The organism is Mesorhizobium sp. P2_E10 (assembly GCF_056404235.1).
In genome coordinates, this window is the sequence record NZ_JBFUEK010000014.1 from 38,046 (window position 1) to 63,636 (window position 25,591).

Annotated in this window: 22 protein-coding genes; 9 read left to right on the plus strand and 13 right to left on the minus strand. The window is 61.9% G+C overall.

Annotated elements, in window-relative coordinates; all coding sequences use genetic code 11:
• Position 1 precedes the first annotated feature (1 nt).
• The 10 genes from AC1D0N_RS26170 to AC1D0N_RS26215 all read right to left on the minus strand — a co-directional run bounded on the left by AC1D0N_RS26170 (position 2) and on the right by AC1D0N_RS26215 (position 11,155).
• Positions 2-820, minus strand: a complete 819-nt coding sequence (locus tag AC1D0N_RS26170) for an ABC transporter permease (RefSeq protein WP_477248928.1) — start codon at positions 818-820, stop codon at positions 2-4.
• A gap of 4 nt (positions 821-824) precedes the next feature.
• Entirely contained in the window at positions 825-1,796 is a 972-nt protein-coding gene (locus AC1D0N_RS26175) for an ABC transporter permease subunit (RefSeq protein ID WP_477248867.1), read from the minus strand.
• Between the two features lie 9 nt (positions 1,797-1,805).
• On the minus strand, positions 1,806-2,945 hold the full coding sequence (locus AC1D0N_RS26180; protein ID WP_477248868.1) for an ABC transporter ATP-binding protein: 1,140 nt from the start codon (positions 2,943-2,945) through the stop codon (positions 1,806-1,808).
• 76 nt (positions 2,946-3,021) lie between these two features.
• A complete protein-coding gene (locus AC1D0N_RS26185) occupies positions 3,022-4,119 on the minus strand; it encodes a polyamine ABC transporter substrate-binding protein (protein WP_477248869.1) in 1,098 nt (365 codons plus the stop codon).
• Between the two features lie 349 nt (positions 4,120-4,468).
• Positions 4,469-5,407 (minus strand): DMT family transporter, encoded by a 939-nt coding sequence (locus AC1D0N_RS26190; protein WP_477248870.1) that lies wholly within the window; start codon positions 5,405-5,407, stop codon positions 4,469-4,471.
• A 224-nt stretch (positions 5,408-5,631) separates the two neighbouring features.
• Positions 5,632-5,829: a hypothetical protein gene (locus AC1D0N_RS26195; RefSeq protein ID WP_477248871.1), complete on the minus strand. Its 198-nt coding sequence runs from the start codon at positions 5,827-5,829 to the stop codon at positions 5,632-5,634.
• A gap of 72 nt (positions 5,830-5,901) precedes the next feature.
• Positions 5,902-6,189, minus strand: coding sequence for a DUF1360 domain-containing protein (locus tag AC1D0N_RS26200; RefSeq protein WP_477248872.1), 288 nt, complete (start codon positions 6,187-6,189; stop codon positions 5,902-5,904).
• Between the two features lie 60 nt (positions 6,190-6,249).
• A complete protein-coding gene (locus AC1D0N_RS26205) occupies positions 6,250-8,289 on the minus strand; it encodes a hypothetical protein (RefSeq protein ID WP_477248873.1) in 2,040 nt (679 codons plus the stop codon).
• 374 nt (positions 8,290-8,663) lie between these two features.
• Complete coding sequence (locus tag AC1D0N_RS26210; protein WP_477248874.1) at positions 8,664-9,563, minus strand: DUF2167 domain-containing protein; 900 nt, start codon at positions 9,561-9,563, stop codon at positions 8,664-8,666.
• A 152-nt stretch (positions 9,564-9,715) separates the two neighbouring features.
• Entirely contained in the window at positions 9,716-11,155 is a 1,440-nt protein-coding gene (locus tag AC1D0N_RS26215) for a helix-turn-helix domain-containing protein (protein ID WP_477248875.1), read from the minus strand.
• Positions 11,156-11,402: 247 nt separating this feature from the next.
• On the opposite strand from AC1D0N_RS26215, the gene aceA reads away from it, so the two are divergent.
• The 3 genes from aceA to AC1D0N_RS26230 all read left to right on the plus strand — a co-directional run bounded on the left by aceA (position 11,403) and on the right by AC1D0N_RS26230 (position 13,728).
• Positions 11,403-12,692, plus strand: coding sequence for an isocitrate lyase (aceA, locus tag AC1D0N_RS26220; RefSeq protein ID WP_477248876.1), 1,290 nt, complete (start codon positions 11,403-11,405; stop codon positions 12,690-12,692).
• Between the two features lie 63 nt (positions 12,693-12,755).
• Entirely contained in the window at positions 12,756-12,998 is a 243-nt protein-coding gene (locus AC1D0N_RS26225) for an SMc00767 family acetate metabolism repressor (protein WP_006202762.1), read from the plus strand.
• Between the two features lie 310 nt (positions 12,999-13,308).
• Positions 13,309-13,728, plus strand: coding sequence for a response regulator (locus AC1D0N_RS26230; protein ID WP_477248929.1), 420 nt, complete (start codon positions 13,309-13,311; stop codon positions 13,726-13,728).
• A gap of 51 nt (positions 13,729-13,779) precedes the next feature.
• Here AC1D0N_RS26230 and AC1D0N_RS26235 read toward each other — a convergent pair whose 3' ends face one another.
• Positions 13,780-14,496: an HAD family hydrolase gene (locus AC1D0N_RS26235; protein WP_477248877.1), complete on the minus strand. Its 717-nt coding sequence runs from the start codon at positions 14,494-14,496 to the stop codon at positions 13,780-13,782.
• Positions 14,497-14,649: 153 nt separating this feature from the next.
• On the opposite strand from AC1D0N_RS26235, the gene AC1D0N_RS26240 reads away from it, so the two are divergent.
• The 3 genes from AC1D0N_RS26240 to AC1D0N_RS26250 all read left to right on the plus strand — a co-directional run bounded on the left by AC1D0N_RS26240 (position 14,650) and on the right by AC1D0N_RS26250 (position 18,586).
• Positions 14,650-16,086 (plus strand): glutamine synthetase family protein, encoded by a 1,437-nt coding sequence (locus AC1D0N_RS26240; RefSeq protein WP_477248878.1) that lies wholly within the window; start codon positions 14,650-14,652, stop codon positions 16,084-16,086.
• A gap of 125 nt (positions 16,087-16,211) precedes the next feature.
• Complete coding sequence (locus tag AC1D0N_RS26245; protein WP_477248879.1) at positions 16,212-17,498, plus strand: NAD(P)/FAD-dependent oxidoreductase; 1,287 nt, start codon at positions 16,212-16,214, stop codon at positions 17,496-17,498.
• 248 nt (positions 17,499-17,746) lie between these two features.
• The gene (locus AC1D0N_RS26250) at positions 17,747-18,586 is read left to right on the plus strand and encodes an SH3 domain-containing protein (RefSeq protein ID WP_477248880.1); all 840 of its coding nucleotides are present in this window, start codon (positions 17,747-17,749) and stop codon (positions 18,584-18,586) included.
• 74 nt (positions 18,587-18,660) lie between these two features.
• Here AC1D0N_RS26250 and AC1D0N_RS26255 read toward each other — a convergent pair whose 3' ends face one another.
• A complete protein-coding gene (locus AC1D0N_RS26255) occupies positions 18,661-19,407 on the minus strand; it encodes an SDR family oxidoreductase (protein WP_477248930.1) in 747 nt (248 codons plus the stop codon).
• A 297-nt stretch (positions 19,408-19,704) separates the two neighbouring features.
• Between AC1D0N_RS26255 and zwf the strand changes: the two genes are divergently transcribed.
• From zwf to edd, 3 genes are all read left to right on the plus strand, one after another.
• Positions 19,705-21,174, plus strand: coding sequence for a glucose-6-phosphate dehydrogenase (gene zwf, locus AC1D0N_RS26260; protein ID WP_477248881.1), 1,470 nt, complete (start codon positions 19,705-19,707; stop codon positions 21,172-21,174).
• Complete coding sequence (gene pgl, locus AC1D0N_RS26265) at positions 21,156-21,872, plus strand: 6-phosphogluconolactonase (protein ID WP_477248882.1); 717 nt, start codon at positions 21,156-21,158, stop codon at positions 21,870-21,872. Before zwf ends, pgl begins: the two co-directional genes overlap by 19 nt.
• Before the next feature lie 72 nt (positions 21,873-21,944).
• Entirely contained in the window at positions 21,945-23,768 is a 1,824-nt protein-coding gene (gene edd, locus AC1D0N_RS26270; RefSeq protein WP_477248883.1) for a phosphogluconate dehydratase, read from the plus strand.
• Positions 23,769-23,836: 68 nt separating this feature from the next.
• Here edd and AC1D0N_RS26275 read toward each other — a convergent pair whose 3' ends face one another.
• Entirely contained in the window at positions 23,837-25,501 is a 1,665-nt protein-coding gene (locus AC1D0N_RS26275) for a vWA domain-containing protein (RefSeq protein WP_477248884.1), read from the minus strand.
• Positions 25,502-25,591 lie beyond the last annotated feature (90 nt).

A 25,591-nucleotide genomic window follows, 5' to 3' on the forward strand; every position in this document is an offset into this window, starting at 1 on the left:
GTCAGCCACGCTGAGCGGCCTGTTCGTCGAGCTGACGCTGAACCTCACGACGCTTGTTGGCGAGTGAGGCGATGATGACGCCGACAGCAACAACGGCGATCAGAATGGTGCAGGCGGCGTTGATCTCCGGCGTCACGCCGAGGCGAACCTGGCTATAGATCTTCATCGGCAAGGTGGTGGCGCCCGGCCCGGAGGTGAAACTGGCAATGACCAGATCGTCGAGGGACAGAGTGAAGGCCAGCATCCAGCCTGACACGATCGCCGGCATGATGACCGGCAGCGTGATCTGGAAGAAGGTCTTCACCGGCGTTGCGCCCAGATCCATCGCGGCTTCTTCCAGCGAACGGTCGAAGGTGATGAGGCGCGACTGCACGACGACGGCGACGAAGCACATGGTCAGCGTGATGTGGGCAAGCGTCACGGTGAGGAAGCCGCGATCGAGACCGACGGCAACGAAAAGCAGCAGCAGCGACAGGCCGGTGATGACTTCCGGCATGACCAGCGGCGCAAACACCATGCCGGAAAACAGCACCCTGCCCCTGAAGCGCGTGTAGCGGGTCAAGGTAAGTGCCGCCAGCGTGCCGAGCACGGTTGCCACGGTGGCCGAAATCAGGCCAACGCGCGCCGTAACCCAAGTCGCATCCATGAGGCCCTGGTTGTGAAACAGCGAGACGTACCATTTGGTCGAGAAGCCGCCCCAGACGGTAACCAGTTTCGACTCGTTGAAAGAGAAGACGATGAGCAGGACGATCGGCAGGTAAAGAAAGGCAAAACCGAGCACGATCGAGGTGATGTTGAAGCGGCTCCAGGTGGTGTTCATGATGTCACCCATCCATTTCCTGAGCGCGCGCCTGTGCTCGCTGGAAGAGCATGATCGGCACGATCAGCAGCAAGAGCAGGATGACGGCGACGGCGGACGACACCGGCCAGTCGCGATTGGCGAAGAACTCGTTCCACAGCGTCTTGCCGATCATCAGCGTCTGCGAGCCGCCGAGCAGGTCGGGAATGACGAACTCGCCGACGGCGGGAATGAACACCAGCAGACAGCCGGCGATGACGCCAGGTAGCGACAGCGGGAAGGTGATTTTCCAGAAGGCTGATGTCGGTGGGCAGCCGAGATCCTTTGCCGCCTCGATCAGCGAATAATCCATCTTCTCAAGGGCGGAATAGAGCGGCAGCACCATGAACGGCAGGTAGGAATAGACGATGCCGATGAAGATCGCCGTGTAGGTGTTGAGGATAATCAGCGGCTCATGGATGACGCCGGTGGCGAGCAGCAGTTGGTTGAGCAATCCCTCTGGCTTGAGGATGCCGATCCAGGCGTAGACGCGGATCAGGAACGAGGTCCAGAACGGCAGGATCACCAGCATCAGCAAGGTCGGCCGGATCGTCGCCGGCGCCCGCGCCATGCCATAGGCGATCGGGTAACCGACGATCAATGTCAGCACCGTCGAAATCGCGGCGATGATGACGCTGGTCACATAGGCGTTGAAGTAGAGCGCGTCCTGCGTCAGCCATGTGTAGTTATCCACACTGAGCTGTTTCAGCTGCGCAAAAAATCCGGAAATGCCAGCGCTGAAATCGAGTGCCGGCGTATAGGGCGGAATGGCGATCGCCGTCTGTGACAGCGAGATCTTGAAGACGATGACGAACGGAATGAGGAAGAAGAACAGCAGCCAGACATAAGGAATGATGATGACCAGGCGGCCGACGAAGGCGGCGCCCAACCGGGCCGGGAAAGATTTGCTGGTGGTGTCTGAAGAGGGTGGTGCGACGGTAGCAGCGGCATTCGACATGACCGCCCCCTACCGCGTCAGCACAACGCCGGCATCGGGCCGGAAAGACACCCAGGCCCGATCGTTCCAGCTCAGCGGGTCCTCGGCGATGCGTGCCGCGTTCATCGTGCTGGCCCGCACCATCTGCCCGTCATCCAGCCTGACATGATAAACGGTCATGTCGCCGAGATAGGCGATGTCGTAGACTTCGCCTTCGAGCGCATTGACCGCATCGGCGGGCTTTTTCGACGAAATCCTGATCTTCTCAGGCCTGATGGCGAAGACAATGTCGGCGCCCGCGGCGGTGTCGACGGAATTGTCGACGACGATCTGTGCTCCAGTCGCACCGGCGATGCGGGTTGTCTTGGCCGTGTGCTCGGCAACCTTGCCTTCGAACATATTCACGTTGCCGACGAAGTGGGCGACGAAGCGCGAGCTGGGCGCCTCATAGACTTCCGCCGGAGTCGCCACCTGCATCACCTCGCCCTTGTCGATGATGGCGATGCGGTCGGCCATGGTCATCGCCTCTTCCTGGTCGTGGGTGACGACGACGAAGGTGAGGCCGAGATTTTGCTGCAGGTCCATCAACTCGAACTGGGTTTCCTCGCGCAGCTTCTTGTCGAGCGCGCCAAGCGGCTCGTCGAGCAGCAGCACCTTCGGCCGCTTGGCGACCGAGCGGGCAAGCGCGACGCGCTGGCGCTGGCCGCCGGACAATTGGTGCGGCTTGCGCTTGGCGAACTGCTCGAGCTTGACCAGCTTCAGCATCTCGGCGACGCGCTTTTCGATATCGGCAGCGGGCATGCCTTCCTGCTTGAGGCCGAAGGCGATGTTTTTCTCCACGGTCATATGCGGAAACAACGCATAGGACTGGAACATCATGTTGACGGGCCGCCGGTAGGGCGGGATGCCACGCAGATCCTGGCCATCGAGCAGGATACGACCGGCGGTCGGCTCCTCGAAGCCGGCGAGCATTCTGAGCAAGGTCGACTTGCCGCAACCGGAGGCGCCGAGCAGCGCGAAGAACTCGCGCTCGAAGATGGTCAGCGACAGATTGTTGACGGCGGTAAAGTCGCCGAACTTCTTGGTGACATTGTCGAATTGAATATACGGCTTGGCGTTCGGATCATTCCATGGCGCGAAATCCCTGCGGATGCTGCCAAGCGATTTCATGTCCCACTCCGTCCTGCTTTTTGCCCCGAAAGGAAACCGACCCCGGCAGAGGATTGCCGGGGTCGTGTCAGATTGCTTATTGGCCGGTGACGATCTTGGTCCAGGTGCGCGTGATGACACGCTGGGTCTTGGGATCGTAAGGCTGGACGGTGTAGAGCTTCTCCAAGGTCGCGGCATCCGGATAGATCGCCGGATCGTCCAGGATCGCCTTGTCTACGAACTGCTGCGAAGCCTTGTTGCCGTTGGCGTACAGCACATAATTGGAGGACTTGGCGATGACTTCCGGCTTCATCATGTAGTTGAGGAATTCATGCGCCTCGGCGACATGCGTTGCGTCGGCAGGGATCGCCATCTGATCGAACCACATCTGGGCGCCTTCCTTGGGCACCGAATAGCCGATTTCGACCCCCTGCTTGGCCTCGACCGCGCGGTTGCGGGCCTGGAACACGTCACCCGACCAGCCGACCGCCAGGCAGATATCGCCATTGGCGAGCGCGTTGATGTATTCGGAAGAGTGGAACTTGCGGATAAAGGGCCGGATCTTCAGCAACGTGTCCTGGGCCTTGGCGATATCGTCGGCAGAGGTGCTGTTCGGATCGAGACCGAGATATTTCAGCGCCGCCGGTATGATATCGGCCGGCGAGTCCAGCACATAGACACCGCAATCCTTCAGCTTGGCCAGGCTGTCGGGATTGAAGAACACGTCCCAGCTGTCGATCTTGTCGGTGCCAAGTGCCGCCTGCACCTTCTTGAGGTTGTAGCCGATACCGACCGTGCCCCACATGTAGTTGATCGAATATTCGTTGCCGGGGTCGTATTTGGCGGTTCGCTCCGAAACGGTGTCCCACATGTTAGAAATGTTGGGCAGCTTGGACTTGTCGAGCTTCTGGAACACGCCGGCCTGGATCTGACGTGCAAGGAAGTTGCCGCTGGGCACGACGACGTCGTAGCCGCTGCCGCCGGCAAGCAGTTTGGTTTCCAGGATTTCGTTGGAATCAAAGGTGTCGTAGACGACCTTGATGCCGGTTTCCTTGGTGAAGTCGTCGATGATCGAGGCGTCGATATAATCCGACCAGTTGAAGACGTTGACGACGCGATCCTCGGCGTGACCGCCGACGGCGAAAAGCGTCAGAAATGCCGAGGTCGCCGAAAGCCAGAGCGCTTTGCGGATCATGCTATTCTCCTTTGGTGAGTGTTCCGTCGCCGGCTCGTCGCGGCGTAGCGCGGCCGGGCATTTGCTTCAGACTATTGAGCTTTCCAGGACGCGACAAGCACGAACTGGCGACACCATGGGAGTGGTTCGATGTGCTGATGTCGCGAGCGTTGTGCGCTTGTCGTGGCCTGGATGGCACTGCTGCGCCGTCAGCGGCTCTCGCCATGGCGCGGGCAGGGATACGACGATTTGGTCCGGTCTCGATTGGACCGGCGGGGAGACTTGGCAAGATACGCCTGTCTTGTTGTTGCCGTAGCCCCAGCCTGCCCGCCCGGTAGCGACGTTGTCAATGGCAAACCCGTGCACTGCATCAATTAGGGGATGGCACGCCGGCGACCCCCGGTCGCGCCGGCCGGGCCTGGCGTTTGAATTCGAGCCCGATATGGACAAGCAGCGCCGTGACCACGACCGCGCCGCCGATGATGGTGCGCAGCGAGGGCACTTCGGAATGAACAAGCCAGACCCAGATGGGCCCTAGGATCGGTTCAAAAGTGCCAATCAACGCCGCGACCGCCGCCGGAACAAGTCGGGCGCCGGTGGTGAAGAAGGCCAGGCCGAGGCCTAGATTGACGACGCCGAAGACGAAGAGAAAACCCATATCGTGGCCGGAAACGGCAAGCTCCGATGCCTGGGACGCCGCGAATGTGGCAGCGAGCATCGCGCCAAGGCAAGTGGCCGGCGTCATGCGTACATGAGCGAAACGCCGGGTGACGACAGTTGCGATCGAGAACATGACGGCAATCAGCAGCGCCAGGCCGTCGCCGATCGGAGAGACGGCGCCGTCGAGCGATTCCGAGACCATGATGGCAACGCCGACGATGACCGCAGCGATAGCCATCCAAGTCGCGACAGTCACCCGTTCGCGAAACAACGCCCAGGCAAGCAGCGCCGCCAGCAATGGCACGCCGGCCTGCATCAACAGGATGTTGGCGACGGTGGTGTAGGAGAGCGCGACGACGAACGAGGTCGAGGCGGTGGCAAAGCAAATGGCCACGGCAAGGCCGGGCAGGCCCATGTCGCGAAACAATTTCAGCGTGCCGCGCCAGCCGTCGCGCCAGGCCATGAAGCCAAGCAGGAAGGCGACGGCCCAGAGCGAGCGCCAGAAGATCACCGCCCAGTTGTCACCGGTATCGATGAAACGGGCGATGGTACCGCCAAAGCTCCAAACCAGCGCCGACAGGAATATCAGGAGATAGCCGACGCGCTCCTCGCGCGGCGAGACGACACTTGGTGATGCGATATCGGTCATGAGTGCGACTATCGGCGATTTCCGGGCGGCACGATGCGCAGTGGACGACAGAAACGTGCTTCATTCGCGTAACGCAAAGTTGATGGCTGGGCGTGGTCCAGCACGGTGTTCCGCTTAGGGCACCTTGAGCCTGTTCCATCCCGATGGGATCGGGATCGGGCTCTATCTCGTTATTTGAACATGATCTTTTCCGAAAACCGGATTCCACTTTTCGGGATCATGCTTTAGCCGCCGGCAATGACAAAGCCGCCCAGGGAAAGCAGCCAGGCGACGTCGCGGCCATCGACCTCGAGATGTTCCCCGGCTTTCGGGAAGACGTAGGTAAAGCCCGATGCCGGCGCGGCGACGACGATCGAGGTGTCGCCGCGATACTCGATCGCGACAGCGCCGGTCAGCGCCGGCGGCTGCGGTGTCCCGGACATCTGGGTTCGACGTGGCGGCGACTGCCATACCTGGCGATTTTGACCACAGCATCCCATCATCGTCTCCTGTTGTTATGTCGTCTTCGACCCGGTCGCCTGCTCGAACAGGCAGGCAGCACCGGAGGCGCCGAGCCAGACCAGCACGAACTCAATCCAGCCGTGGCTGACGAGCGGCGCGAACACGGCCGATGGCCACAGGCTCAGGCAATAGAAACAGTCCATCAGATGCCCCAGCATATGATCGCCGGCCCTGGCCCTGACCTTGACGACGATGTTGAAGGGTCCGTCCTCGGCGGCGACGAAATGTGCGATCCGCCAGGTGGCGAGGCTGATGAGGATGAAAACAAGTTCGCTCGACATCTGACATCCATCAGAAATTCCCGCGCGGCGGAAAAGATGCCGCCGCGCGGAAGACAGGGTTCATCCGTTGATGACGGCGATATCCACGTCGGGATCCACCCGGATGTCGACCGGGTCATAGTTCCAGTCGAACAGATGCCCATTGTCGGCGCCGGCAGGGTTCATTGCACGGCTGAACGCGCTGCAGCCGAGGCCATAGGAGCCCTCGAGCGAAGTCGCTGCCACCAGACGATAGGTGCCTGACAGAAGGCATGAGTTGTCGCTGGTTGTTTCATGCCAGTGAGACGTATCGGCCAGTGATGTCTGCAGCGAGAAGGATCCGCTGCCGCAGCCATGCGACGTCAGCACGGCATTGCGCAGATGATGCGCGGTGACGGAGACGACGATGCGCACGTCGATGTCTTGCGGCACGACGCCACGCCGGATGGTCGGGCATGGCACCAGCAGGTTGCGACCGGGCAGAGCGAACGCGCTGTCGGATTCCGACGCGAACTTCCAGGCCAGCGTGTCGAAATGCACCGTTGGCGCGGTGTTGTCCGTCTGGATGGCGACGACGCCGGAATATTGCAGGTGGTTCTTCGCCGCCCCTCCGACCTCGATCTTGAGCAGCGTTCTCTGCAGCGTCGGCGTTGGCCATTCGAGCACGAGATTGTCCGGGTGGAACGCCGTCGGATTGGGCAGCACCGGATACCAGCCATCGGCGTCGGGCGTGACAAGGTGCGGCGATCCCGACGGTATCGGATAGATGTTCCAGGACAGCCCGGTGATGGCGTTGAAGGTCACGCCATTGTCGGTGCTGGCGAGCACCCGGTAGAATTGCGCCTTCGGCACGTTGACGCAGCCGTAGAGCTGCAGCGTGCCGTGGAACGGTGTCCGCGCCAGCGGGCGAGGCCCTATGGGCGGTATCGGACGGTTCGGGCGCACTGCATAGCCGGTGACGGCATTGAAGTAGGACGCATTGTTGAGCGGCATCAGGCCGGCGAACAGGATTTCCGGCACGTCCTTGCAGGGCACGACGGGCGTTTCGCAGACACGCGATTCACGCGCCTGGCTGGAAGCGACGAGCGTGACCGGAGGAATGACGCCGGCGTTCCAGCGCACGTCGAAATAGCCTTCGGAATAGATGACTTCCTCGATGCCGTCGCCATTGGTGTCCTGGGTGACCCGGAAGGTGATGTCGGGCACATCCACAATGCGCTGCCACTGCGGCAGGTAAATATCGAAGCAGCGGTGGAACGGGCCGATGTAGCGGTTGAGGTCGAAGCCATCGATTTCCGAGTGATGCACGCCCAGTTGCCTAGCGACCGCGGCGCGGATGGCCTCGCTTGGGTCGGCCGGCTTCTTGCCGACGATGTCGTCATCGCCGCTCAGCAGCTTCTGGAATTCCGGGGGAATAGGCGCCTGCATCTCCATCGGGAAAGCGCGTGCTCCCTCAAGCTCGGCGGACAATGTTTCCCGCCCGCTTTGCGAGTTCGCTTCGAGGCTCAGGCTTGCCGCCTGAGACACGGCGCCGAGCGCGGCCTCGAGATGGCGCTTCAACCCGGGCAGTTTCTCGACCGGGCCTGGACGCGGCGGCACCGGCAGATCCAGTTCCGGTATAGCCACCAGATCCTTGATCGAAGGCCTGATGAAAATGTAGGGAAAACAGATCCGGCGATGACGCCAGCGCAGGATCCAGTCGATATCGAAGCGCGGGACGTAGACGCAGAAGCGGCCGCATTCGTCGGTCTTGACGGTGGCAATGACTTCGCGCCGGCAATGGAAGGGATAGAACCATCCCCAGCGCCAGTTGGCAGGGAAATAGCTGACCAGACTGCAATCGGTGTCCTGGACCTCGACGGTGGCGAACGGAACGGGATATTCGACGCCGGTGACCGGATCCTTCTTGACGACGCGTCCGCAAATGCGCCGGAAGAAGAACAGTTCGGGATCGATACGCCACTTCAGCCTTTCGGCAAGGTCGGCAATGCTGTGGCCGATCAGTTCCTTGGCGTCGATCTTGGCCAGCGACGCAAGGCGTTCGGCCTGGATCGTGGTGATGATGCGCTTGTCAGGGGCGTGTTCGGCCGCATGTGCGGCCGGCTTTTCAGGCGACTTCATGGCTGTGGCCTCCTCTGGGCTTGGCTGCGGGATTGCAAAATTCATCCGCAGGCCAGCACCGATACCAGCAACCACCGAGGCGTTATGTAAGAAGCATCACATATTTCCAAATACAACTCGAAATTTAACTTATCGACAATTAAAGTAAATTACGTTACTACTGTAAATATTTTATTATCTACGTTCTATATATCGATAATTCTATGTGATATGCTTCATAGACATGTCGGTATTTCGATTATTTTCAAAAATCGACCCACCCCTCTCTGGCGGGACTATCAGGCCGATATACAGAGTTCTGCAGTTCGGCCAATAGCCGTCAGGCGCGCCGCCAGCAGCGGTACGCCTGATAGCATCGGAGGATGTCGGCTACTCTATGAACTGGCCTTGTTGCCGCGAATGAAGCGCCAGAGGCCCGCCAGAGGGACCAGCAGGATCAGGCCGAATTTTTTCAACGCGATGAGCGCCACGACCAGGAAACCCGCCTTTGCCGCCAATTTTCCGGCAATGAGGCCGCCAATGCCAACCGCGGCAACTGTGTCGGTGCCAGGCAGGAAGTCGGTGTATTTGCTGCCGGTGTTGAAGTCCGCCACGCCGAGCACTTCGTCCAGGCTCTGCTTGATCTCCGGCAATTGTTCCACCGTGGCGATGTAGCTCATCACGAAGACGCCTTCCCTGCCGAGGAAACGGACATCGTAATTGAGCGTGTGGATGGTATCGTCTCCGAATTGCAGCTCCTTTGCCCAGTGCAACCGCTTGTGGACGAAATCATAGACCGGCGGCGAGGCCCAGCCGATCAGCTTGATCGGCTGATAACCGTCCTTCACTCGCTGATCATTGCCCGACAAAGTGTCCGCCTGCATGCTGCTCAGCAGTTCGGTGTAGTCGATGGACGCGGCGTCGCCGTCATCGACATGGCCGATCTTTTCATAGCGTAACTCGATGCCCCAACCGTTGCCGGCGATCGGTTCATACTTGATCGGAAAGATCATGCCGATCGCTTCGGAGGCGGTATCAGGCGGGTTTCCCCAGGCCTCAGTCAGGACGGACGTGGCGTCCTTCCTGTCGAGAAAATAGAACTTGTCCTTCAGGTTGAGATGGATGCCTTCAGGAAGGTCGACCGCGCCGGTCTTCGGATCGATCTTATCCAGGAATGCCTTGCCGTCGTCGCTATACTGTTGATAGCCCTTGAAGAATTCCGAGGATTTTTCTGCCAATGCGGGGCTGGCCGAAAGGGCAAGCGTCAAACCAAGCCAGAAAGCCGTTCTGCCCATCGCTGATCCCCCGACCGTTGCGCTACTCGTCTTTCGATATCGCACCGCCGATGCTTAATCAATATTTCCATCGGCAATGATCCAGGAGACTACTTGTTATCACCCGCAAGACGTGGGTGGCCTTTTTGGGGAAACCGACTTCGCCGGCAACCTCACTGAAAGTCGAACGCACTCAAGCCGGTGACCATCTCGTCGAGGCCGAGCGGGCGCGTCACCGGCGGTTCGGCGCGCGCCAGGCAGCCAACGCGTTCGCACAGCCGGCAGGCAGGACCGACCGGCGTGGCCGGAGCGGCGCCGTGCCCAGTCTTTGCCGCCGCCGGCAGTGCCGCGCCATAGACGATCTCGTCGCGAAAGCCGATATCGCAGCCCAAAAGCAGCGCCGTGCGGCGCGGACGCTCCGAAAACGAACCTTGCGGCCCTTCGAGCGTGCGGGCGACGCAGAGGAACTCGGCGCCATCGGGCATCTCCACCGCCTCGACAAAAATCTGGCCGGGCTGCGTGAAGGCGGCATGAACCGGCAGCTTCGGACAGCCGCCGCCGAAGCGGCTGTGCGGAAAGCCCAGGCTGCCCGCCCTGCGGAAACGGTTGCCGGCATTGTCGACCTCGAGCATGAAGAACGGCACGCCCAACATGCCAGGCCGCTGCAACGTGGTCAGCCGGTTCGCCACTTGCTCGAAGGAGACGTTGAAGCGCGAACGCAGCACGTCGATGTCATAACGGGCGCGAATGGCGGCCGCGTGAAAGGCTTGATAGGGCATCATCAGCGCGTGTGCCGCATAGCGGCCGAGTTCGAAGCGGGCGAGACGGCGGGCTTCGTCGGTGGTCAGCTTCAGCGCTTGAATCTCGCCGGCCACCGCAACCGTCATGCGGATCAGGCAGGCTTCCATCGCCACTTCGCGCAACTGGTCGAAGGGCGACAGGCGTTCGGATAAGAACAGACGCTGCGAGTGGCGGTCATAGCGGCGGCGCCAGTTCGGCATGGTGGCGACCGGCAACACCTTGACCACAATGCCGTATTCGCGCTTCAGCCAGGCCTTCAGCGCGGCGAACAGATCATCGCCAGGATCGAGCACCGAGGTGAACGCCTCGGCCTCTTCCTCAAGCGCGGTAAAATGGTTCGGCCGGCGCTCGAAAATCTCGTGCACCTCATCGATCGGCAGCCGCGCGCCGGCAAGTGCCGTGCCCTTGCCTTCGCGCGCCAGAAGTTCGTTGAGATCGGAAAGCCGTTCGGCCTGCTCGCGATAGGCACGAAACAGTTTTATCATCGCGGCCGACGCATTGGGGGCAGCCTCGGCGAGCTCGATCAGCTCCTGGTCGCCCGGCAATTCGCCGACAAGCAGCGGATCGGCAAACACTTCCTTCAAGGCTGATATCGACCCCCTCGCCTCGCCCTGCAGCTCGTGCGGATCGACCTTGTAGACGGATGCCAGTTTCAGGATCAGCTGCACCGTCAGCGGCCGCTGGTTGCGCTCGATCAGGTTGAGATAGGACGGCGAGATGCCGAGCCCCTCGGCCATCGCCGTCTGGGTCAGGCCCTTGGCGTTGCGGATGCGGCGGATGCGCGGTCCGGCGAAGATCTTCTGATCAGCCAATCGACTATCCTTGACAGAAATTTACACGACCTCGGTGCGGTTGCGCGCCATCGGTCTTTTACAATCGTGACAAATTTACAGCGCTTATCAGTCAAACACAACACAGGTTTTCTCTTATTTTCAGCTGAATCTCACGGTTTTTCTCGCTCTCTTCGCGCTGCAATGTAAATGATGTCACACACAAGTGGCGCTAAACCCTCCTAGCAGCAGCGCTTTGAACCCGGCATCGAATTTTCTGGAGTGACCCATGACCGATTTTTACAACCTCGTTCCCTCAGCGCCGGAAGGCCGCTTCGACGGCATCGAACGGCCCTATTCGCCGGCGGACGTGAAGCGGCTGCGCGGGTCGGTCCAGATCCGGCAGAGCCTCGCCGAAATGGGCGCGAACCGGCTGTGGAAGCTCATCCACGAGGAGGATTTCGTCAACGCGCTCGGCGCCATGTCGGGCAACCAGGCCATGCAGCAGGTCCGCGCCGGGCTGAAGGCGATCTATCTGTCGGGATGGCAGGTCGCGGCGGACGCCAACACAGCGTCATCAATGTATCCGGACCAGTCGCTTTATCCCGCCAATGCGGCGCCCGAACTGGTCAAGCGTATCAACCGCACCTTGCAGCGCGCCGACCAGATCGAGACCTCCGAGGGCAGCGGCCTTTCGGTCGACACCTGGTTCGCGCCGATCGTCGCCGACGCGGAAGCCGGCTTCGGCGGCCCGCTCAACGCCTTCGAGATCATGAAGGCGTTCATCGAGGCGGGGGCCGCCGGCGTCCATTATGAAGACCAGCTGGCATCGGAGAAGAAGTGCGGCCATCTCGGCGGCAAGGTGCTGATCCCGACCGCGGCGCATATCCGCAACCTCAACGCCGCGCGCCTGGCGGCTGACGTGATGGGCACGCCGACCTTGGTCGTGGCGCGCACCGACGCGGAAGCGGCAAAGCTGTTGACCTCCGACATCGACGAGCGCGACCAGCCCTTCGTCGACTATGACGCCGGCCGCACGGTGGAAGGCTTCTACCAGGTCCGCAACGGCATCGAGCCCTGCATCGCGCGCGCCATCGCCTACGCGCCATACGCCGACCTGATCTGGTGCGAGACCTCGAAGCCCGATCTGGCGCAGGCCAAGAAATTCGCCGAGGGCGTGCGCAAGCATCACCCGGGCAAGCTGCTCGCCTACAATTGCTCGCCGTCGTTCAACTGGAAGAAGAACCTCGACGACGCGACGATCGCGAAATTCCAGAGGGAACTTGGCGCCATGGGCTACAAGTTCCAGTTCATCACGCTGGCCGGTTTCCACCAGCTCAATTTCGGCATGTTCGAACTCGCGCGCGGCTACAAGGCGCGCCAGATGACGGCCTATTCCGAATTGCAGGAAGCCGAATTCGCGGCGGAAGCCCACGGCTACACCGCGACCAAACACCAGCGCGAGGTCGGCACCGGCTATTTCGACGCCGTGTCGATGGCGATCACCGGCGGCCGGTCTTCGACCACCGCCATGCATGAATCGACCGAGCACGCCCAGTTCAAGCCGGCGGCCGAATAGCCGGAACGAGAATACGCAACCAAACAGAGGAAACGCCCAAAGGGCACAAAAGGGAGAAGACCAATGGCTTCGATAAGCCGCGTCAAGGAACGAGCCGAAGAGCAATCCACCACGATGAGCGTCGACCAGCAGGCGACCATCCGCATGCTGGCCAACGATCTGCACAGGCTCAACCAGTCGGTGATGAAGGCGGTCGAGGCGGGCGTCTCGGTGGAGCTCGTGCGCTCGGCACGGCACCATGGCGGCGACGGCAATTGGGGCGACCTTTTGATCCCGGTGATCGTCACCCAACAGAGCCACGGCTGACCGCGCCTGCAGCGCCACGCTTTTGCTGCATGTTTTGCGCATGGCAAAATCTGGGTTCACCCGCGCGGGTTTCGCGCGGGTGACTTTGTTTTGCGCCACCAATTCACTACTGCCAAGAACAAAACTTGCCTTAAATTGTAATGCTTCCGGCTATATTTCGGATGACTGCCATTTCAGCTTGACATGAGTGACGATCTCACGCCAATTGGCTCTCGGATTTCAACCCTGCATTGAAACAGAGACGAGCGGCCAGCCCCTGCCCATGTGTCCAGTAGATCGCGAGACAGAGACCGCAACCGTCCCGAATTTGATGGGCCGGAAGGCGAACGCCGAGATGATCATGGACCTCTCCCAAGTGCTCGTTGTCGGGAAGTCGCCGATCAATCGGGTTGTGGTGTCGAAGATCGTCGAAAGATCCGGACTGAAGCCGATATCGGAGACGCCTGAAATGGCGGCGAAGACGCTGAGAACCCTTGTTCCCGGCGCGGTTGTTCTTGATGGCGGAGCCGACAACAAGGACTGCGATGCGCTGATGTCCGGCATCGATGCGATGCGGCGGGCGTCGGGCAGATCGCTGCCCTCGGTGATCCTGCTTTCAACCAAGATTGGCACACCGGAGAGCTTGGGCCTGTCGAGCGTCGTCGATGTGGTGGTGACCAAGCCGATCACCACTGAAAGGCTGCAACCGGTCATCGATCGGCTGATCGGACTCGGGCGCGACTGTTCCTAAGTCCGGCTCCAGCCGGTGCAACGCCAGGACGCGCCTAACACCGGGACGCGATCAGCCGATTTTGCCTATGCTTTCGATCAGCCCGGGCAGTTCGCCAAGGTCGGCAATCTGGCGGAAACGCGGCGCTGCCACCGGCGGCTCGACATGTTCCAGCACCCAGGTAAGCTCATGCGGCACGTGGACGCCCCAGCTGCCGGCCTCGATGGCCGGCACCACGTCGGACTTGAGCGAATTGCCGACCATCATGCTTTTCTCCGGCCCGTCGCCGTGGCGGCTGAAGATCCTGTCATAGGTGGCGGCACTCTTGTCGCTGACGATCTCGACGGCATCGAACAGGTCGCCCAGACCGGACCCGGCCAGCTTGCGCTCCTGGTCGAAGAGGTCGCCCTTGGTGATCAGCAGCAGGCGATAGTCCCCGGCGAGCTTTTCGACGGTTTGCCGTGCATGCGGCAGCGCCTCGATCGGATGGGCAAGCATGTCGCGACCGGCGGCAAGGATTTCAGCGATGGCCGAGGCCGGCACCCGGCCCTCGGTGACCTCGATCGCTGTCTCGATCATTGACAGGGTGAACCCCTTGATGCCGAAACCATAGATTGCCAGGTTGCGCTTCTCGGCCTCGAGCAGTCGTGCCGAAATATGTTCCTCGTCGGCATGATCGGTGAGCAGCGCGGTAAAGCGCTTCTCAGTCATGCGGAAGAACTGCTCGTTCTGCCAGAGCGTGTCATCGGCGTCGAAGCCGATCGTCGTCAATTTGCGACTGTCTTGCATGCGACGTCTTCATTCCGGTGACTGCGTTTGCGGAAATTTGAACCTAAGCTGGCTGCAGCAAATTTCAACCGTGGCGGTGAAGCCAGCCGGCTTGCCCTTCCCTTCCATCACCGCGCACGGCTATACTCCAAAATCCGCAACCCAATCTGGTGAATGATGCCGCCTGCAAAAAAGGAAGTCCGTCCGTCGACCCGCGGAGGACGTGTCCGCACGCCTGCTTTCGTGAAAAATCAACGCGGCGTGAAAAACTGGAAGGAAGTCAGCGCCTGGCTGGAATGGCGCGGCATCGAGGATATCGAATGCATCACGCCGGATCAGGCGGGCGTTGCGCGCGGCAAGATGATGCCGTCGAAGAAATTCACCTCCAACACCTCGCTGGCGCTGCCTTCGGCGGTGTTCATGACGACGATCTCCGGCGGCTATCCGGAAGACGGCAACGGCTTCCACTACCCGGAAGACGATGGCGACCTCAAGCTGATGCCCGACCTTTCGACCCTGACCGTGGTGCCGTGGGAAGAGGATCCGACGGCCGCCGTCATATGCGATCTCGTCCACCAGGACGGCCGCTCGGTCGAGTTTACGCCGCGCAATGTGCTCAAGCGCGTGGTTGCAGCGTACGACAAGCGCGGGCTGAAGCCGGTGGTGGCGCCCGAGATCGAATTCTACCTCGTGCGCAAAAACCCCGATCCGGACTATCCGCTGACCCCGCCGGTCGGGCGTTCGGGGCGCGCCATCGGCGGCGGCGCCGGTTATTCGATCGCCGGCGTCAACGAGTTCGACGAACTGATCGACGACATCTACCATTTCTCGGAAAGCCAGGGCCTGGAGATCGACACGCTGATCCACGAGGAAGGTGCCGGCCAGCTCGAGATCAACCTGCGCCATGGCGACCCGATCGAACTCGCCGACCAGGTGTTCATGTTCAAGCGCACCATCCGCGAGGCGGCGCTGAAGCACGAGATCTACGCCACTTTCATGGCCAAGCCGATCCAGGGGCAACCGGGTTCGGCGATGCACATCCACCAGTCGATCATCGACAAGAAGACCGGGCGGAATATCTTTTCGGCCGAGGACGGTTCGGAAACCGACGCCTTCTTCCATTTCATCGGCGGCATGCAGAAGCATGTGCCGAACGCGCTGGTGATGTTTGCGCCCTATGTCAATTCCTACCGCCGGCTGACACAGGCGGCCTCGGCGCCGGTCAACAACAAATGGGGCTATGACAACCGCACCACGGCGTTCCGCGTGCCGCGCTCGGATCCGGCGGCCAGGCGCGTCGAAAACCGCATCCCGTCCTCCGATGCCAATCCCTATCTGGCACTGGCCGCGTCGCTCGCTTGCGGGCTGATCGGCATGACCAACAAGATCAAGGCCGAGCCTCCTGTGCTGACCACAGCCAACGCCGACGAGATCGACCTGCCGCGCGGCCTGCTCGAAGCCGTCGATCTGTTCGAGGGCGACGAGGAGCTGTGCGCGCTGCTCGGCAAATCCTTCGCCGCGACCTATGCAGCAATCAAGCGGGCCGAATTCGAGACCTTCATGGAAGTGATAAGCCCGTGGGAGCGGGAGTATCTGCTGCTGAATGTCTGAAAAAGAGCGAATAGCGAATAGCGAATAGCGAATAGAAGCAAACATCAGTCGCCTTCCCTATTCGCTACTCCCTACCCCCCATTCGCTGTTTCACCCCTTCCAAAACCCTGAGTCTTTGCCGCATCATGCCCTACCAATCTCCGATTTCTCCCGGCCGTTCCTGGTATGAGGACACCGCCGGTGTACGGCCTGAATATCCGGCGCTCGACGGCGACCGAAAATGCGACGTCGTCATCGTTGGCGGTGGCTTCACCGGCCTGTCGGCGGCGGCGCATCTGGCCAAGGCCGGCGCAAACGTCGTCCTGATCGAAGCGCATCGCTTTGGCGATGGCGCATCGGGCCGCAATGGCGGCCAGCTTGGCACCGGCCAGCGCGCGTGGGCCGAAGAGCTGGAAGCGGAATACGGCTTCACCCGCGCCAAGGCGCTGTTTGACCTGGCCGAAGAGGCCAAGGCGCATTTGCTTGAATTCGCCGCCGTCAACAACATCGAGATCGACTATATGCCCGGGCAGATGTCGGTGGCGCACAAGCAGCGCTATGTCGACGACTACAAGGCGCATGCCGAGATCATGGCGAGCCGCTTCGGCTATCCGCACATCTCTTTCATGGACGCCAGGGAGACGGCGGAGCGGTTGGGCTCGACGCATTATTTCGGCGGCACCCGCGACACCGGCACCGGCCACATCCAGCCGCTGAAGCTGGTGATCGGCACGGCAAAAGTGGCAGCGCTTGCGGGCGCGCAACTGTTCGAGCAAACGCCGTCGACCGGTATCACCTCCAGCGGCGGCAAGGTCAGAGTGACCACGCCGAAAGGCGTCATTACAGCCGAAAAATGCCTGATCGGCGTCAACGCCTATGGCGGCACGCTTGAGCCGGTAAGTGCCGCGCACATCATGCCGATCGGCTCCTTCATCGGCGCGACAGTGCCGCTGGGCGCCGACACAAAAGTGCTGCCGGGTGGCGAGGCGGTCGACGATTCCCGCTTTGTAGTGCGCTATTTCCGCAAATCGAAAGACGGCCGCCTACTGTTCGGCGGGCGTGAGATCTATGGTGTCAACGATCCCAAGGACATCCACATCCATATCCGCCGGCAGATCTCCGAGCTTTATCCCGACTTGAAGGATGTCGAGATCACCCATGGCTGGGGCGGCTACGTCGGCATCACCGTGCCGCGAAAACCATTCGTGCGCGAGGTGATGCCCAATGTGATCTCGGCCGGCGGCTATTCCGGTCACGGCGTCATGCTGTCGAACTTCTTCGGCAAGCTCTATGCCGAGACCGTCGCCGGCAACCGCGATCGGCTCAAGCTGATCGAGGATTTGAACATCCCTGCCTTCCCTGGCGGCCGACGTTTTCGCACCCCGCTGCTGTTCCTGGCGCTCAACTGGTTTGCGCTTCGCGACAGAATCTAGAGCACAAAGCGATTCCGACTGAAATATTCGGTGCTTAAGCCACACATTGCAGAATCCTTAACGAGGGTGCAGAATCCTGGGTTAGGGCGCACTGATGCCACAATCGCGGGTAAAAGGTGCCGGTTCTGGGCGATTGAACGGTGACTTTTGCGGGCTTGCCCGCTTTGTTTTGGGACCGATGCCGATCGAATGCCGGCCTTCCGGCACTGATCGAAAGAACATCGGCCCGCATATTGGAGGTGGCAAACGTGAACGAGCCCTTCAGTTTCGGCGCGCCGGAACGACGGCGCTTTGCCATGCAGTTCGGGTACGACATGCGGCCCACTTTCTGGCAGGGAGTCCGGTCGAACTCGCATCTGGTGATTGCCGCGGTCGGTACCGCAGCGCTGCTCGGCGTGGCGGCCGTGGCGTTGTGGCTGGCTTTGCCAGCGAATGACAGGCAAGCGAGCGCGAACCCGCAACAGACCGTTCCGGCCATTCCGGTGAAAACGACGAAAGTTGCTCCCCCCGCCGCGAAGGTCGCCGCAGTCGTGCCGCCACCAGCGGCGCGCAAGGGCGACGCGGTTTCACGGACGGCGGCTGCCAACGCGGCGGCTGTATCAGCGCTGGCGCCCAACGATCCGCGGTGGACAGCGCCCGACCCGAAGACCGCGTCCGGCCCTGAAGCGACGTCGCCCGATCAGACGGCGAGCCAGCCGGCGCAAGACCAGAAGCCATCTTCGGCATTCGCCGAAGCGGCGGCGCAAACCGACGCCACGACAGAGCTTGCCAAGGTCGCCGCTCCCGGCGATCCGGCGGCGAACGCCAATCCAGACGGCGCGCAAACCGCGGCCATTCCCACCCCGAAACCGGAACTGCCGCAGCTCGCCCAGGCCAGCGCCAAGCCCCAGAAGGTTGCTGCCGCCGGCAACGGACGCACGTTGAGGGCCGTGACCATGCGAAGTGGCCCGAAGAAGGATGCAGCCGCTATTGCCACCGTGCCCGCCAAGACATCGGTGCAAGTGATGAGTTGCAAGCAATGGTGCCAGATCGTCTACAACGGCAAACGCGGCTGGATCTACAAGAGTTACATCAAGACCGGCGCCTAGAGCTTGTTCCATCCCTGTAGATCTGGGATGAGCTCCATCTCGGTTTGAGCAAGATCGTCGACAAGGCCGACGGCTCAGATGCAGCGCCCGCCGTCCACCTCTAGCGCCACGCCTGTGATGAAGGCGGCCTCGTCGGAAGCAAGCCAGAGCGCTGCATTGGCGATGTCGAGCGGCGTCGACAGCCGGCCGAGCGGGATCGAGGCGCGGAACTTGTCGCGGATTTCGGGCGTATCGGCGCCCATGAATTTCTCCAGCATGCCGGTTTCGCCGGCGACCGGGCAGAGGCAGTTGACGCGGATGTTCTTCGGCGCCAGTTCCACTGCCATAGACTTGGTCGCGGTGATCGCCCAGCCCTTCGAGGCATTGTACCAGGTGAGGCCAGGCCGGGGCCGCAGGCCTGCGGTGGAGGCCGTGGTCAGGATGACGCCGCCGCCTTGCCGCTCCATGATCGGCACTACGGCGCGTGCGGCGTGGTAGATCGCCTTCATGTTGACTGATGTGATCAGGTCGAAGGTCTCCTCGCTAACATCGAGCATATCGCCGTTGCGATGGGTGTAGCCGGCATTGTTGACCATGATGTCGATGCGGCCGAAGGCGCTCTTGGCGGCATAGACCATCTCATCGAATTCGGAGCGTAACGAGACGTCCGTCTGGGTCCAGATCGCCGCCTCGCCGATCTCGTTGGCGACACGTTCGGCGCCCTTGGCGTTGAGGTCGGCGACCACGACCCTGGCGCCCTCCTCGGCAAAACGTCTGGCCATGCCCTCGCCGAAGCCCGACGCGGCACCGGTGATGATAGCCACCTTGTTTTCCAGGCGCATGCTTTTCTCACCCATGATTGAAGATCATTGTCCCGCAAGCCGTCGTATCAAACCGGCCACGTCCGTCGAAAGATGTGCATCCATCCTCGATTTCTCCTTTGGCTTTCGCTTCAATCCCGCTCTATGCTGCATCTGCGAAGGCTTCCCGGAACCATCGCCCGCCGACAAGCCTCCGGGTTGTGCCAGTGTCAAGGGTCAGGTTCCGACACTTAGATGTGACACCGTGGCACTGGAAAATTTAAATCGATTAGATTATATCAGCCGCGTACTCGTGACCGGCGTCAAAGCGGACAGACCATGACCAGCCAGATCATTCCCGTCGATCCTTTCGACTTCATCATTTTCGGCGGCACCGGCGATCTGTCGGAACGCAAGCTCCTGCCGTCACTCTACCATCGCCAGCGCGACCATCAATTTTCCGAGCCAACGCGGATCATCGGGACGTCGCGTTCGAAGATGACCGACGAGGAGTTCCAGGCTTTCGCCAAGCAGGCGATTTCCGACCATGTCAAACCGGCCGATATCGACCCAAAGGAATTAAAGACATTCCTGGCCCGGCTTTCCTATGTCTCGGCCGACGCCACCACTGGCGCCGGCTTCGACAAGCTGAAAAAGGCGATTGGCGACAGCGATCGCATTCGCGCCTTCTATCTGGCGGTGGCGCCGGCGCTGTTCGGCGACATCTCGCACAAGCTCAAAGAGCACAAGCTGATCACGCCGAACTCCCGCATCGTGCTGGAGAAGCCGATCGGGCGCGACCTTGCCTCGGCGCGCGCGCTCAACGATCTGGTCGGCGATGATTTCCATGAAAGCCAGATTTTCCGCATCGACCACTATCTCGGCAAGGAAACGGTGCAGAACCTGATGGCGCTGCGCTTTGCCAATGCGCTCTACGAGCCACTATGGAACTCCGCCAATGTCGACCATGTGCAGATCACGGTCGCCGAGACAGTCGGCCTGGAAGACCGCGTCACCTACTATGACAAGGCCGGTGCACTGCGCGACATGGTGCAGAACCACATGCTGCAGCTCCTGTGCCTCGTCGCCATGGAGGCGCCGTCGTCGATGGACGCCGATGCCGTGCGCGACGAAAAGCTGAAGGTGCTCAGGGCGCTGAAGCGCATCAACGGCAACGAGGCGCCCAAGCACACGGTGCGCGGCCAGTATCGCGCCGGCGCCTCGGCCGGCGGGCCGGTGAAAGGCTATGTCGAGGAACTCGGCAAGGAGAGCAACACCGAGACTTTCGTTGCCATCAAGGCCGAGATCGGTAACTGGCGCTGGTCGGGCGTGCCGTTCTACCTCAGGACCGGCAAGCGGCTGGCGACCCGTGTTTCGGAAATCGTCATTGAGTTCAGGCCGATCCCGCATTCGATCTTCGGCGACAGTGCCGGGCCGATTTTTGCCAATCAGCTGGTCATCCGGCTGCAGCCCGACGAGGGCGTCAAGCAGTTCATCATGATCAAGGATCCGGGACCGGGCGGCATGCGGCTGCGCCAGATTCCGCTCGACATGAGCTTCGCGCAATCCTTCGACGGCCGCGCGCCCGACGCCTATGAGCGGCTGATCATGGATGTCATCCGTGGCAACCAGACGCTGTTCATGCGCCGCGACGAAGTCGAGGCGGCGTGGAAATGGATCGACCCGATCCAGCACGCCTGGGAAAGCGCAAGGCAGGAAGCGCAGGGTTACACCGCCGGCACATGGGGCCCCTCGGCTTCCATTGCGCTGATCGAACGTGACGGGCGGACATGGCACGAGAGCAACTAAACGGCGTCGCCTTCAACTGGCACGCCTTTTCCGCACGCCCGGATCTGGCGGCAGCCCTTGCCGGCCGCGTTGCCGGCCGGCTGACCGACGCGATTGCCGAGCGCGACGCAGCCGTTCTGGCCGTTTCAGGCGGCACGACACCGGCAAAATTCTTCGCAGCACTTTCGAACATACCGATCGCCTGGAGCAAGGTCACAGTGACGCTGGTCGATGAGCGTTGTGTGCCGGCCTCCTCGCCACGCTCGAACGCCGGACTGGTTGCCGCGAATCTGTTGCAGAACGCGGCCGCAGCCGCGCGTTTCGTGCCACTCTACCAGGAGGCCGCAAGCATCGAGGATGCGGCGGCGTCCGACAGCAGGATGCTGCGGTCACTGCACTGGCCGCTTGATGTCGTCGTGCTTGGCATGGGAACCGATGGCCATACCGCATCGTTCTTTCCTGATGCCGACGACCTCGAAAAGCTGCTCGACCCGTCCTCGACAAGAGTCGTGCTGCCGGTTCACGCGACAAGCGCCGGCGAGCCGCGCCTGACATTGTCGCTGGCGCGGATCGTCAGTGCCGGTTTCATCGCATTGCACATCGAAAGCGAGGACAAGCGCGCCGCATTCGAGGCCGCGATGGGGCCGGGAAAGCAAAAGCCCATTCGCGCCGTGCTCGACGCAGCAGAGAGACCCGTAGAGGTCTTCTGGGCACCCTGATTTCAACTTGCTGAGGGTCCCGGCGTACAGCCGGAGGGTGTTTCCGGGACCTCGCCTGAAAGGACCTGTACCATGACCGCCAGACGCGACATCGAAGCCATCACCGAGCGCATCCGCCAACGCTCCAAGCCGGGCCGCGAGCGCTATCTGAGCCGCATCGCCGAGGCGTCGAACCGCACCGCCAACCGGGCCGTGCTGTCCTGCGGCAACCTTGCCCACGGTTTTGCCGTCTGCAGCCCATCGGAAAAGGTGGCGCTCGGCGGCGACCGGGTGCCCAACCTCGGCATCATCACCTCCTACAACGACATGCTGTCGGCGCATCAGCCGTTCGAGACCTATCCGGCGCTGATCAAGGACGCGGCGCGCGAGGCCGGCGGCATCGCCCAGGTGGCCGGCGGCGTGCCGGCAATGTGCGACGGCGTCACGCAAGGCCAGCCCGGCATGGAACTGTCGCTGTTTTCGCGCGACGTGATCGCCATGGCTGCTGCGATCGGCCTGTCGCACAACATGTTCGACGCCGCCGTCTATCTCGGCGTCTGCGACAAGATCGTGCCGGGGCTGGTGATCGCAGCACTCACCTTTGGCCACTTGCCAGCGGTGTTCATCCCGGCCGGGCCGATGACGACCGGCCTGCCCAATGACGAGAAGGCCAAGGTCCGCCAGCTCTATGCCGAGGGCAAGGCGGGACGGGCCGAACTGCTCGAGGCCGAGTCCAAATCCTATCACGGGCCGGGAACCTGCACCTTCTACGGCACGGCGAACTCCAACCAGATGCTGATGGAGATCATGGGCCTGCACACGCCGGGTGGCTCCTTCGTCAATCCCGGCACGCCGCTGCGCGAAGCGCTAACCCGGGAAGCGACGAAGCGGGCGCTTGCGATCACCGCGCTCGGCAACGCCTATACGCCGGCCGGCCGGATGATCGACGAGCGCTCGATCGTCAACGGCATCGTCGGCCTGCACGCTACCGGCGGCTCGACCAACCACACCATCCACTTGATCGCCATGGCGGCCGCGGCCGGCATCGCCATCACCTGGCAGGACATTTCGGACCTGTCGGAAGCCGTGCCGCTGCTGGCGCGGGTCTATCCGAACGGCCTCGCTGACGTGAACCATTTCAACGCCGCCGGCGGGCTCGGTTTCCTGATCCGCGAACTGCTCGACGAGGGCATCCTGCATGAGGACGTGCAGACGGTGTGGGGCGAAGGCCTGCGGCCCTATGCGGTCGAGGCCAAGCTCGGCGCCGACGGCAGCGTGGTGCGCGAGGCCTCGCCCCGCGTGAGTGGCGACGAGAAGGTGCTGGCGCCGTTCAGCAAGGCGTTCCAGCCGACAGGCGGGTTGAAAGTGCTGTCAGGCAATCTCGGCCACGCCGTCATCAAGACTTCGGCGGTGAAGCCGGAGCGGCGCATCGTCGAAGCGCCGGCCAAGGTTTTCGACAGCCAGCAAGGGTTGAATGAGGCGTTCAAGGCGGGCACGCTGACCGGCGACTTTATCGCCGTCATCCGCTTCCAGGGACCGAAGGCCAACGGCATGCCGGAGCTGCACAAGCTGACCACCGTGCTCGGCATCCTGCAGGATCGCGGCCAGCATGTGGCGCTGGTCACAGACGGGCGTATGTCGGGCGCATCCGGCAAGGTGCCGGCGGCGATCCATGTGACGCCGGAAGCGGTCGAGGATGGGCCGATCGCCCGGATTCACGAGGGCGACATCATCAGGCTCGACGCCGACGCCGGCACGCTGGAAGTGCTGGTGCCGGCCGGAGATTTTGCCTTGCGCCGGACGGCGGAAGCCGATTTGATCGGCAATGAATTCGGTTTCGGCCGCGAGCTTTTCGCCGGTTTCCGGCAATTGGTCGGCCGCGCCGATCATGGCGCCAGCGCCTTCGGAACAGCCTGAGCGATTGTTGTCTCGTTCATGAAAAAGGGCGGCCCGTGGCCGCCCTTTTTGCGTTGGTCCATACGGCGCTATTGCACCGTTAGCTCGACCCGCTCGCCGGCCTTGACTGTCACGGTGCCTTCCTTCGAGCTGTTGTCCGACTTCTCCGAGACGACCACATAGTCACCGGCCACTATCGCGGCCTGATACTTCTGGTCGTAGGCGTAGCCAAGCGACTTGCGATTGCCGTTGATGTCCTTCTTCGCTTCGAAAATCTCGATCTTCGAGGCGCCGGGCGCCGTGATTGCCAGTACACCGGCATTCATGGCGACTTTCACATCCTGAGACTCGCCGGCCTTCACCGTGAACGGCTGCTCTACCTCTGCCAGCTCGACCGTCGCGATCAACACATAATCGTCCGGCGACAGATCGAACTTGCTGTCGGGACCATAGGCGTAGGTCACCTCCTCCCTGGTCCCGTCGATCTTCTTTTTCGCCTTGAACACCTTGAAGCCGACGCCCGAACCGTCGGCCTTGTCGCCGCCGGCGGTGTAGTAGGCGTTGGCAACCACATGGCCGACCCCGACGATGATGTCCTTTTCGACCGTCTTGCCGGCGGCAAGCGGGATCGTCTCCGTAGCGACGCCCTGGCCGATCGTGACAGTCACTTTCTCGTCGCCGGCCGGCAACACGGTCTTGGTGGTGCCATAGTAGGTCGCGGGGTTGTCGGCACCCGGGTAGTCGATCACGACAGCCGCGCCATCGACGACATCCGTCCCCGCGCTTGGCCGCGGATGAATGATGAGGGTGCCCGCATTCAAGGTGAACAGCGGCTTGTACACCTGGCCGGCCTCGATCTTGAGCTTCTGTTCGGTCTTGGCCTCACCGTCGCGCGCGACGATGATGTAGTCGCCCGGCTCCAGATTGCCCTTGTAGGCGCCGTATTCGGTGGTGACGTTGTCGCCACGCGTGCCGTCGGACTTTGCCTTGTAGATTTCCCAGGCATTGCCGTCGGTGACGGGATCGCCGCCCTCGGCAAGCACCAAGGTCGGCAGCAGATTGAATTCGGGCTTTTCCGGCTCGGGCGCCGGAGCTGGAGCCGGTGCCGGCGCTGGTTCGGGCGCAGGCGCAGGTGCCGCGACGGTTTCGACCAAAGCTTCCTGCAGCGCTTTCTCGTCCGAAGCCTGGATGTATTTGCCGCCGGTGTTGTCGGCGAGACAGGCGATCTGCTTGCCTTCGTCGGCGGTCAGGCCAAAGCCGACGACATCGGCGGTAAAGTCGATGCCGGACGCCTCCAGTTCCTTGCCGAGCGCGCATGGGTCGCCGCCGCAGGTTTCCAGCCCGTCGGTGATGAGCACGACTGTGGCCTTGTCCTCGGTGTATTTCAATGCCTCGGCCGCCTGCTTGACGGCAGCCGTCAGCGGCGTCTTGCCGAGGAATTTCAAACTGTCGGCGGCTGCGGAGATCGCGCTGGCCGAACCGGCCTGCGGCGGCACGATCAGCTCGATGTCGTCGCAACTGCCCTTCTCGCGATGACCATAGGCCATGAAGCCGATTTCGTCGTCGGCGGGGACCGACTGCAGCACGGTCCTGAGCGATTCACGGGCGATTTCGAGCTTGGGCTTGCCGTCGATCTGCGCCCACATGGAGCCGGATGCGTCGAGAATGATGATGACCTTGTTTGCCGCAAAGCCGAACGTCGTCATCGACAAAAGGAGAATCGCCGCAGCGACGCTCCGTGCCAGTCCCGCCATGAAAATCTCCTCAAGTCCGCCGTGCTCCGGGCCGGAAAGCTATTTGACGCGGCGTCAGGACACAAGCCCGAACGCAGGTGTGAGGCGGGC

What these genes read in the sequence shown, in the direction of transcription:
- AC1D0N_RS26210 (WP_477248874.1), bottom strand. Translation starts at nt 9,563, where the DNA reads ATGGGCAGAACGGCTTTCTGGCTTGGTTTGACGCTTGCCCTTTCGGCC.
- AC1D0N_RS26200 (WP_477248872.1), bottom strand. Translation starts at nt 6,189, where the DNA reads ATGTCGAGCGAACTTGTTTTCATCCTCATCAGCCTCGCCACCTGGCGG.
- AC1D0N_RS26225 (WP_006202762.1), top strand. Translation starts at nt 12,756, where the DNA reads ATGGCTTCGATAAGCCGCGTCAAGGAACGAGCCGAAGAGCAATCCACC.
- aceA (WP_477248876.1), top strand. Translation starts at nt 11,403, where the DNA reads ATGACCGATTTTTACAACCTCGTTCCCTCAGCGCCGGAAGGCCGCTTC.
- AC1D0N_RS26190 (WP_477248870.1), bottom strand. Translation starts at nt 5,407, where the DNA reads ATGACCGATATCGCATCACCAAGTGTCGTCTCGCCGCGCGAGGAGCGC.
- AC1D0N_RS26180 (WP_477248868.1), bottom strand. Translation starts at nt 2,945, where the DNA reads ATGAAATCGCTTGGCAGCATCCGCAGGGATTTCGCGCCATGGAATGAT.
- zwf (WP_477248881.1), top strand. Translation starts at nt 19,705, where the DNA reads ATGACCAGCCAGATCATTCCCGTCGATCCTTTCGACTTCATCATTTTC.
- edd (WP_477248883.1), top strand. Translation starts at nt 21,945, where the DNA reads ATGACCGCCAGACGCGACATCGAAGCCATCACCGAGCGCATCCGCCAA.
- AC1D0N_RS26230 (WP_477248929.1), top strand. Translation starts at nt 13,309, where the DNA reads ATGGGCCGGAAGGCGAACGCCGAGATGATCATGGACCTCTCCCAAGTG.
- AC1D0N_RS26240 (WP_477248878.1), top strand. Translation starts at nt 14,650, where the DNA reads ATGATGCCGCCTGCAAAAAAGGAAGTCCGTCCGTCGACCCGCGGAGGA.
- AC1D0N_RS26175 (WP_477248867.1), bottom strand. Translation starts at nt 1,796, where the DNA reads ATGTCGAATGCCGCTGCTACCGTCGCACCACCCTCTTCAGACACCACC.
- AC1D0N_RS26275 (WP_477248884.1), bottom strand. Translation starts at nt 25,501, where the DNA reads ATGGCGGGACTGGCACGGAGCGTCGCTGCGGCGATTCTCCTTTTGTCG.
- AC1D0N_RS26235 (WP_477248877.1), bottom strand. Translation starts at nt 14,496, where the DNA reads ATGCAAGACAGTCGCAAATTGACGACGATCGGCTTCGACGCCGATGAC.
- AC1D0N_RS26185 (WP_477248869.1), bottom strand. Translation starts at nt 4,119, where the DNA reads ATGATCCGCAAAGCGCTCTGGCTTTCGGCGACCTCGGCATTTCTGACG.
- AC1D0N_RS26245 (WP_477248879.1), top strand. Translation starts at nt 16,212, where the DNA reads ATGCCCTACCAATCTCCGATTTCTCCCGGCCGTTCCTGGTATGAGGAC.
- pgl (WP_477248882.1), top strand. Translation starts at nt 21,156, where the DNA reads ATGGCACGAGAGCAACTAAACGGCGTCGCCTTCAACTGGCACGCCTTT.
- AC1D0N_RS26255 (WP_477248930.1), bottom strand. Translation starts at nt 19,407, where the DNA reads ATGCGCCTGGAAAACAAGGTGGCTATCATCACCGGTGCCGCGTCGGGC.
- AC1D0N_RS26195 (WP_477248871.1), bottom strand. Translation starts at nt 5,829, where the DNA reads ATGTCCGGGACACCGCAGCCGCCGGCGCTGACCGGCGCTGTCGCGATC.
- AC1D0N_RS26205 (WP_477248873.1), bottom strand. Translation starts at nt 8,289, where the DNA reads ATGAAGTCGCCTGAAAAGCCGGCCGCACATGCGGCCGAACACGCCCCT.
- AC1D0N_RS26170 (WP_477248928.1), bottom strand. Translation starts at nt 820, where the DNA reads ATGAACACCACCTGGAGCCGCTTCAACATCACCTCGATCGTGCTCGGT.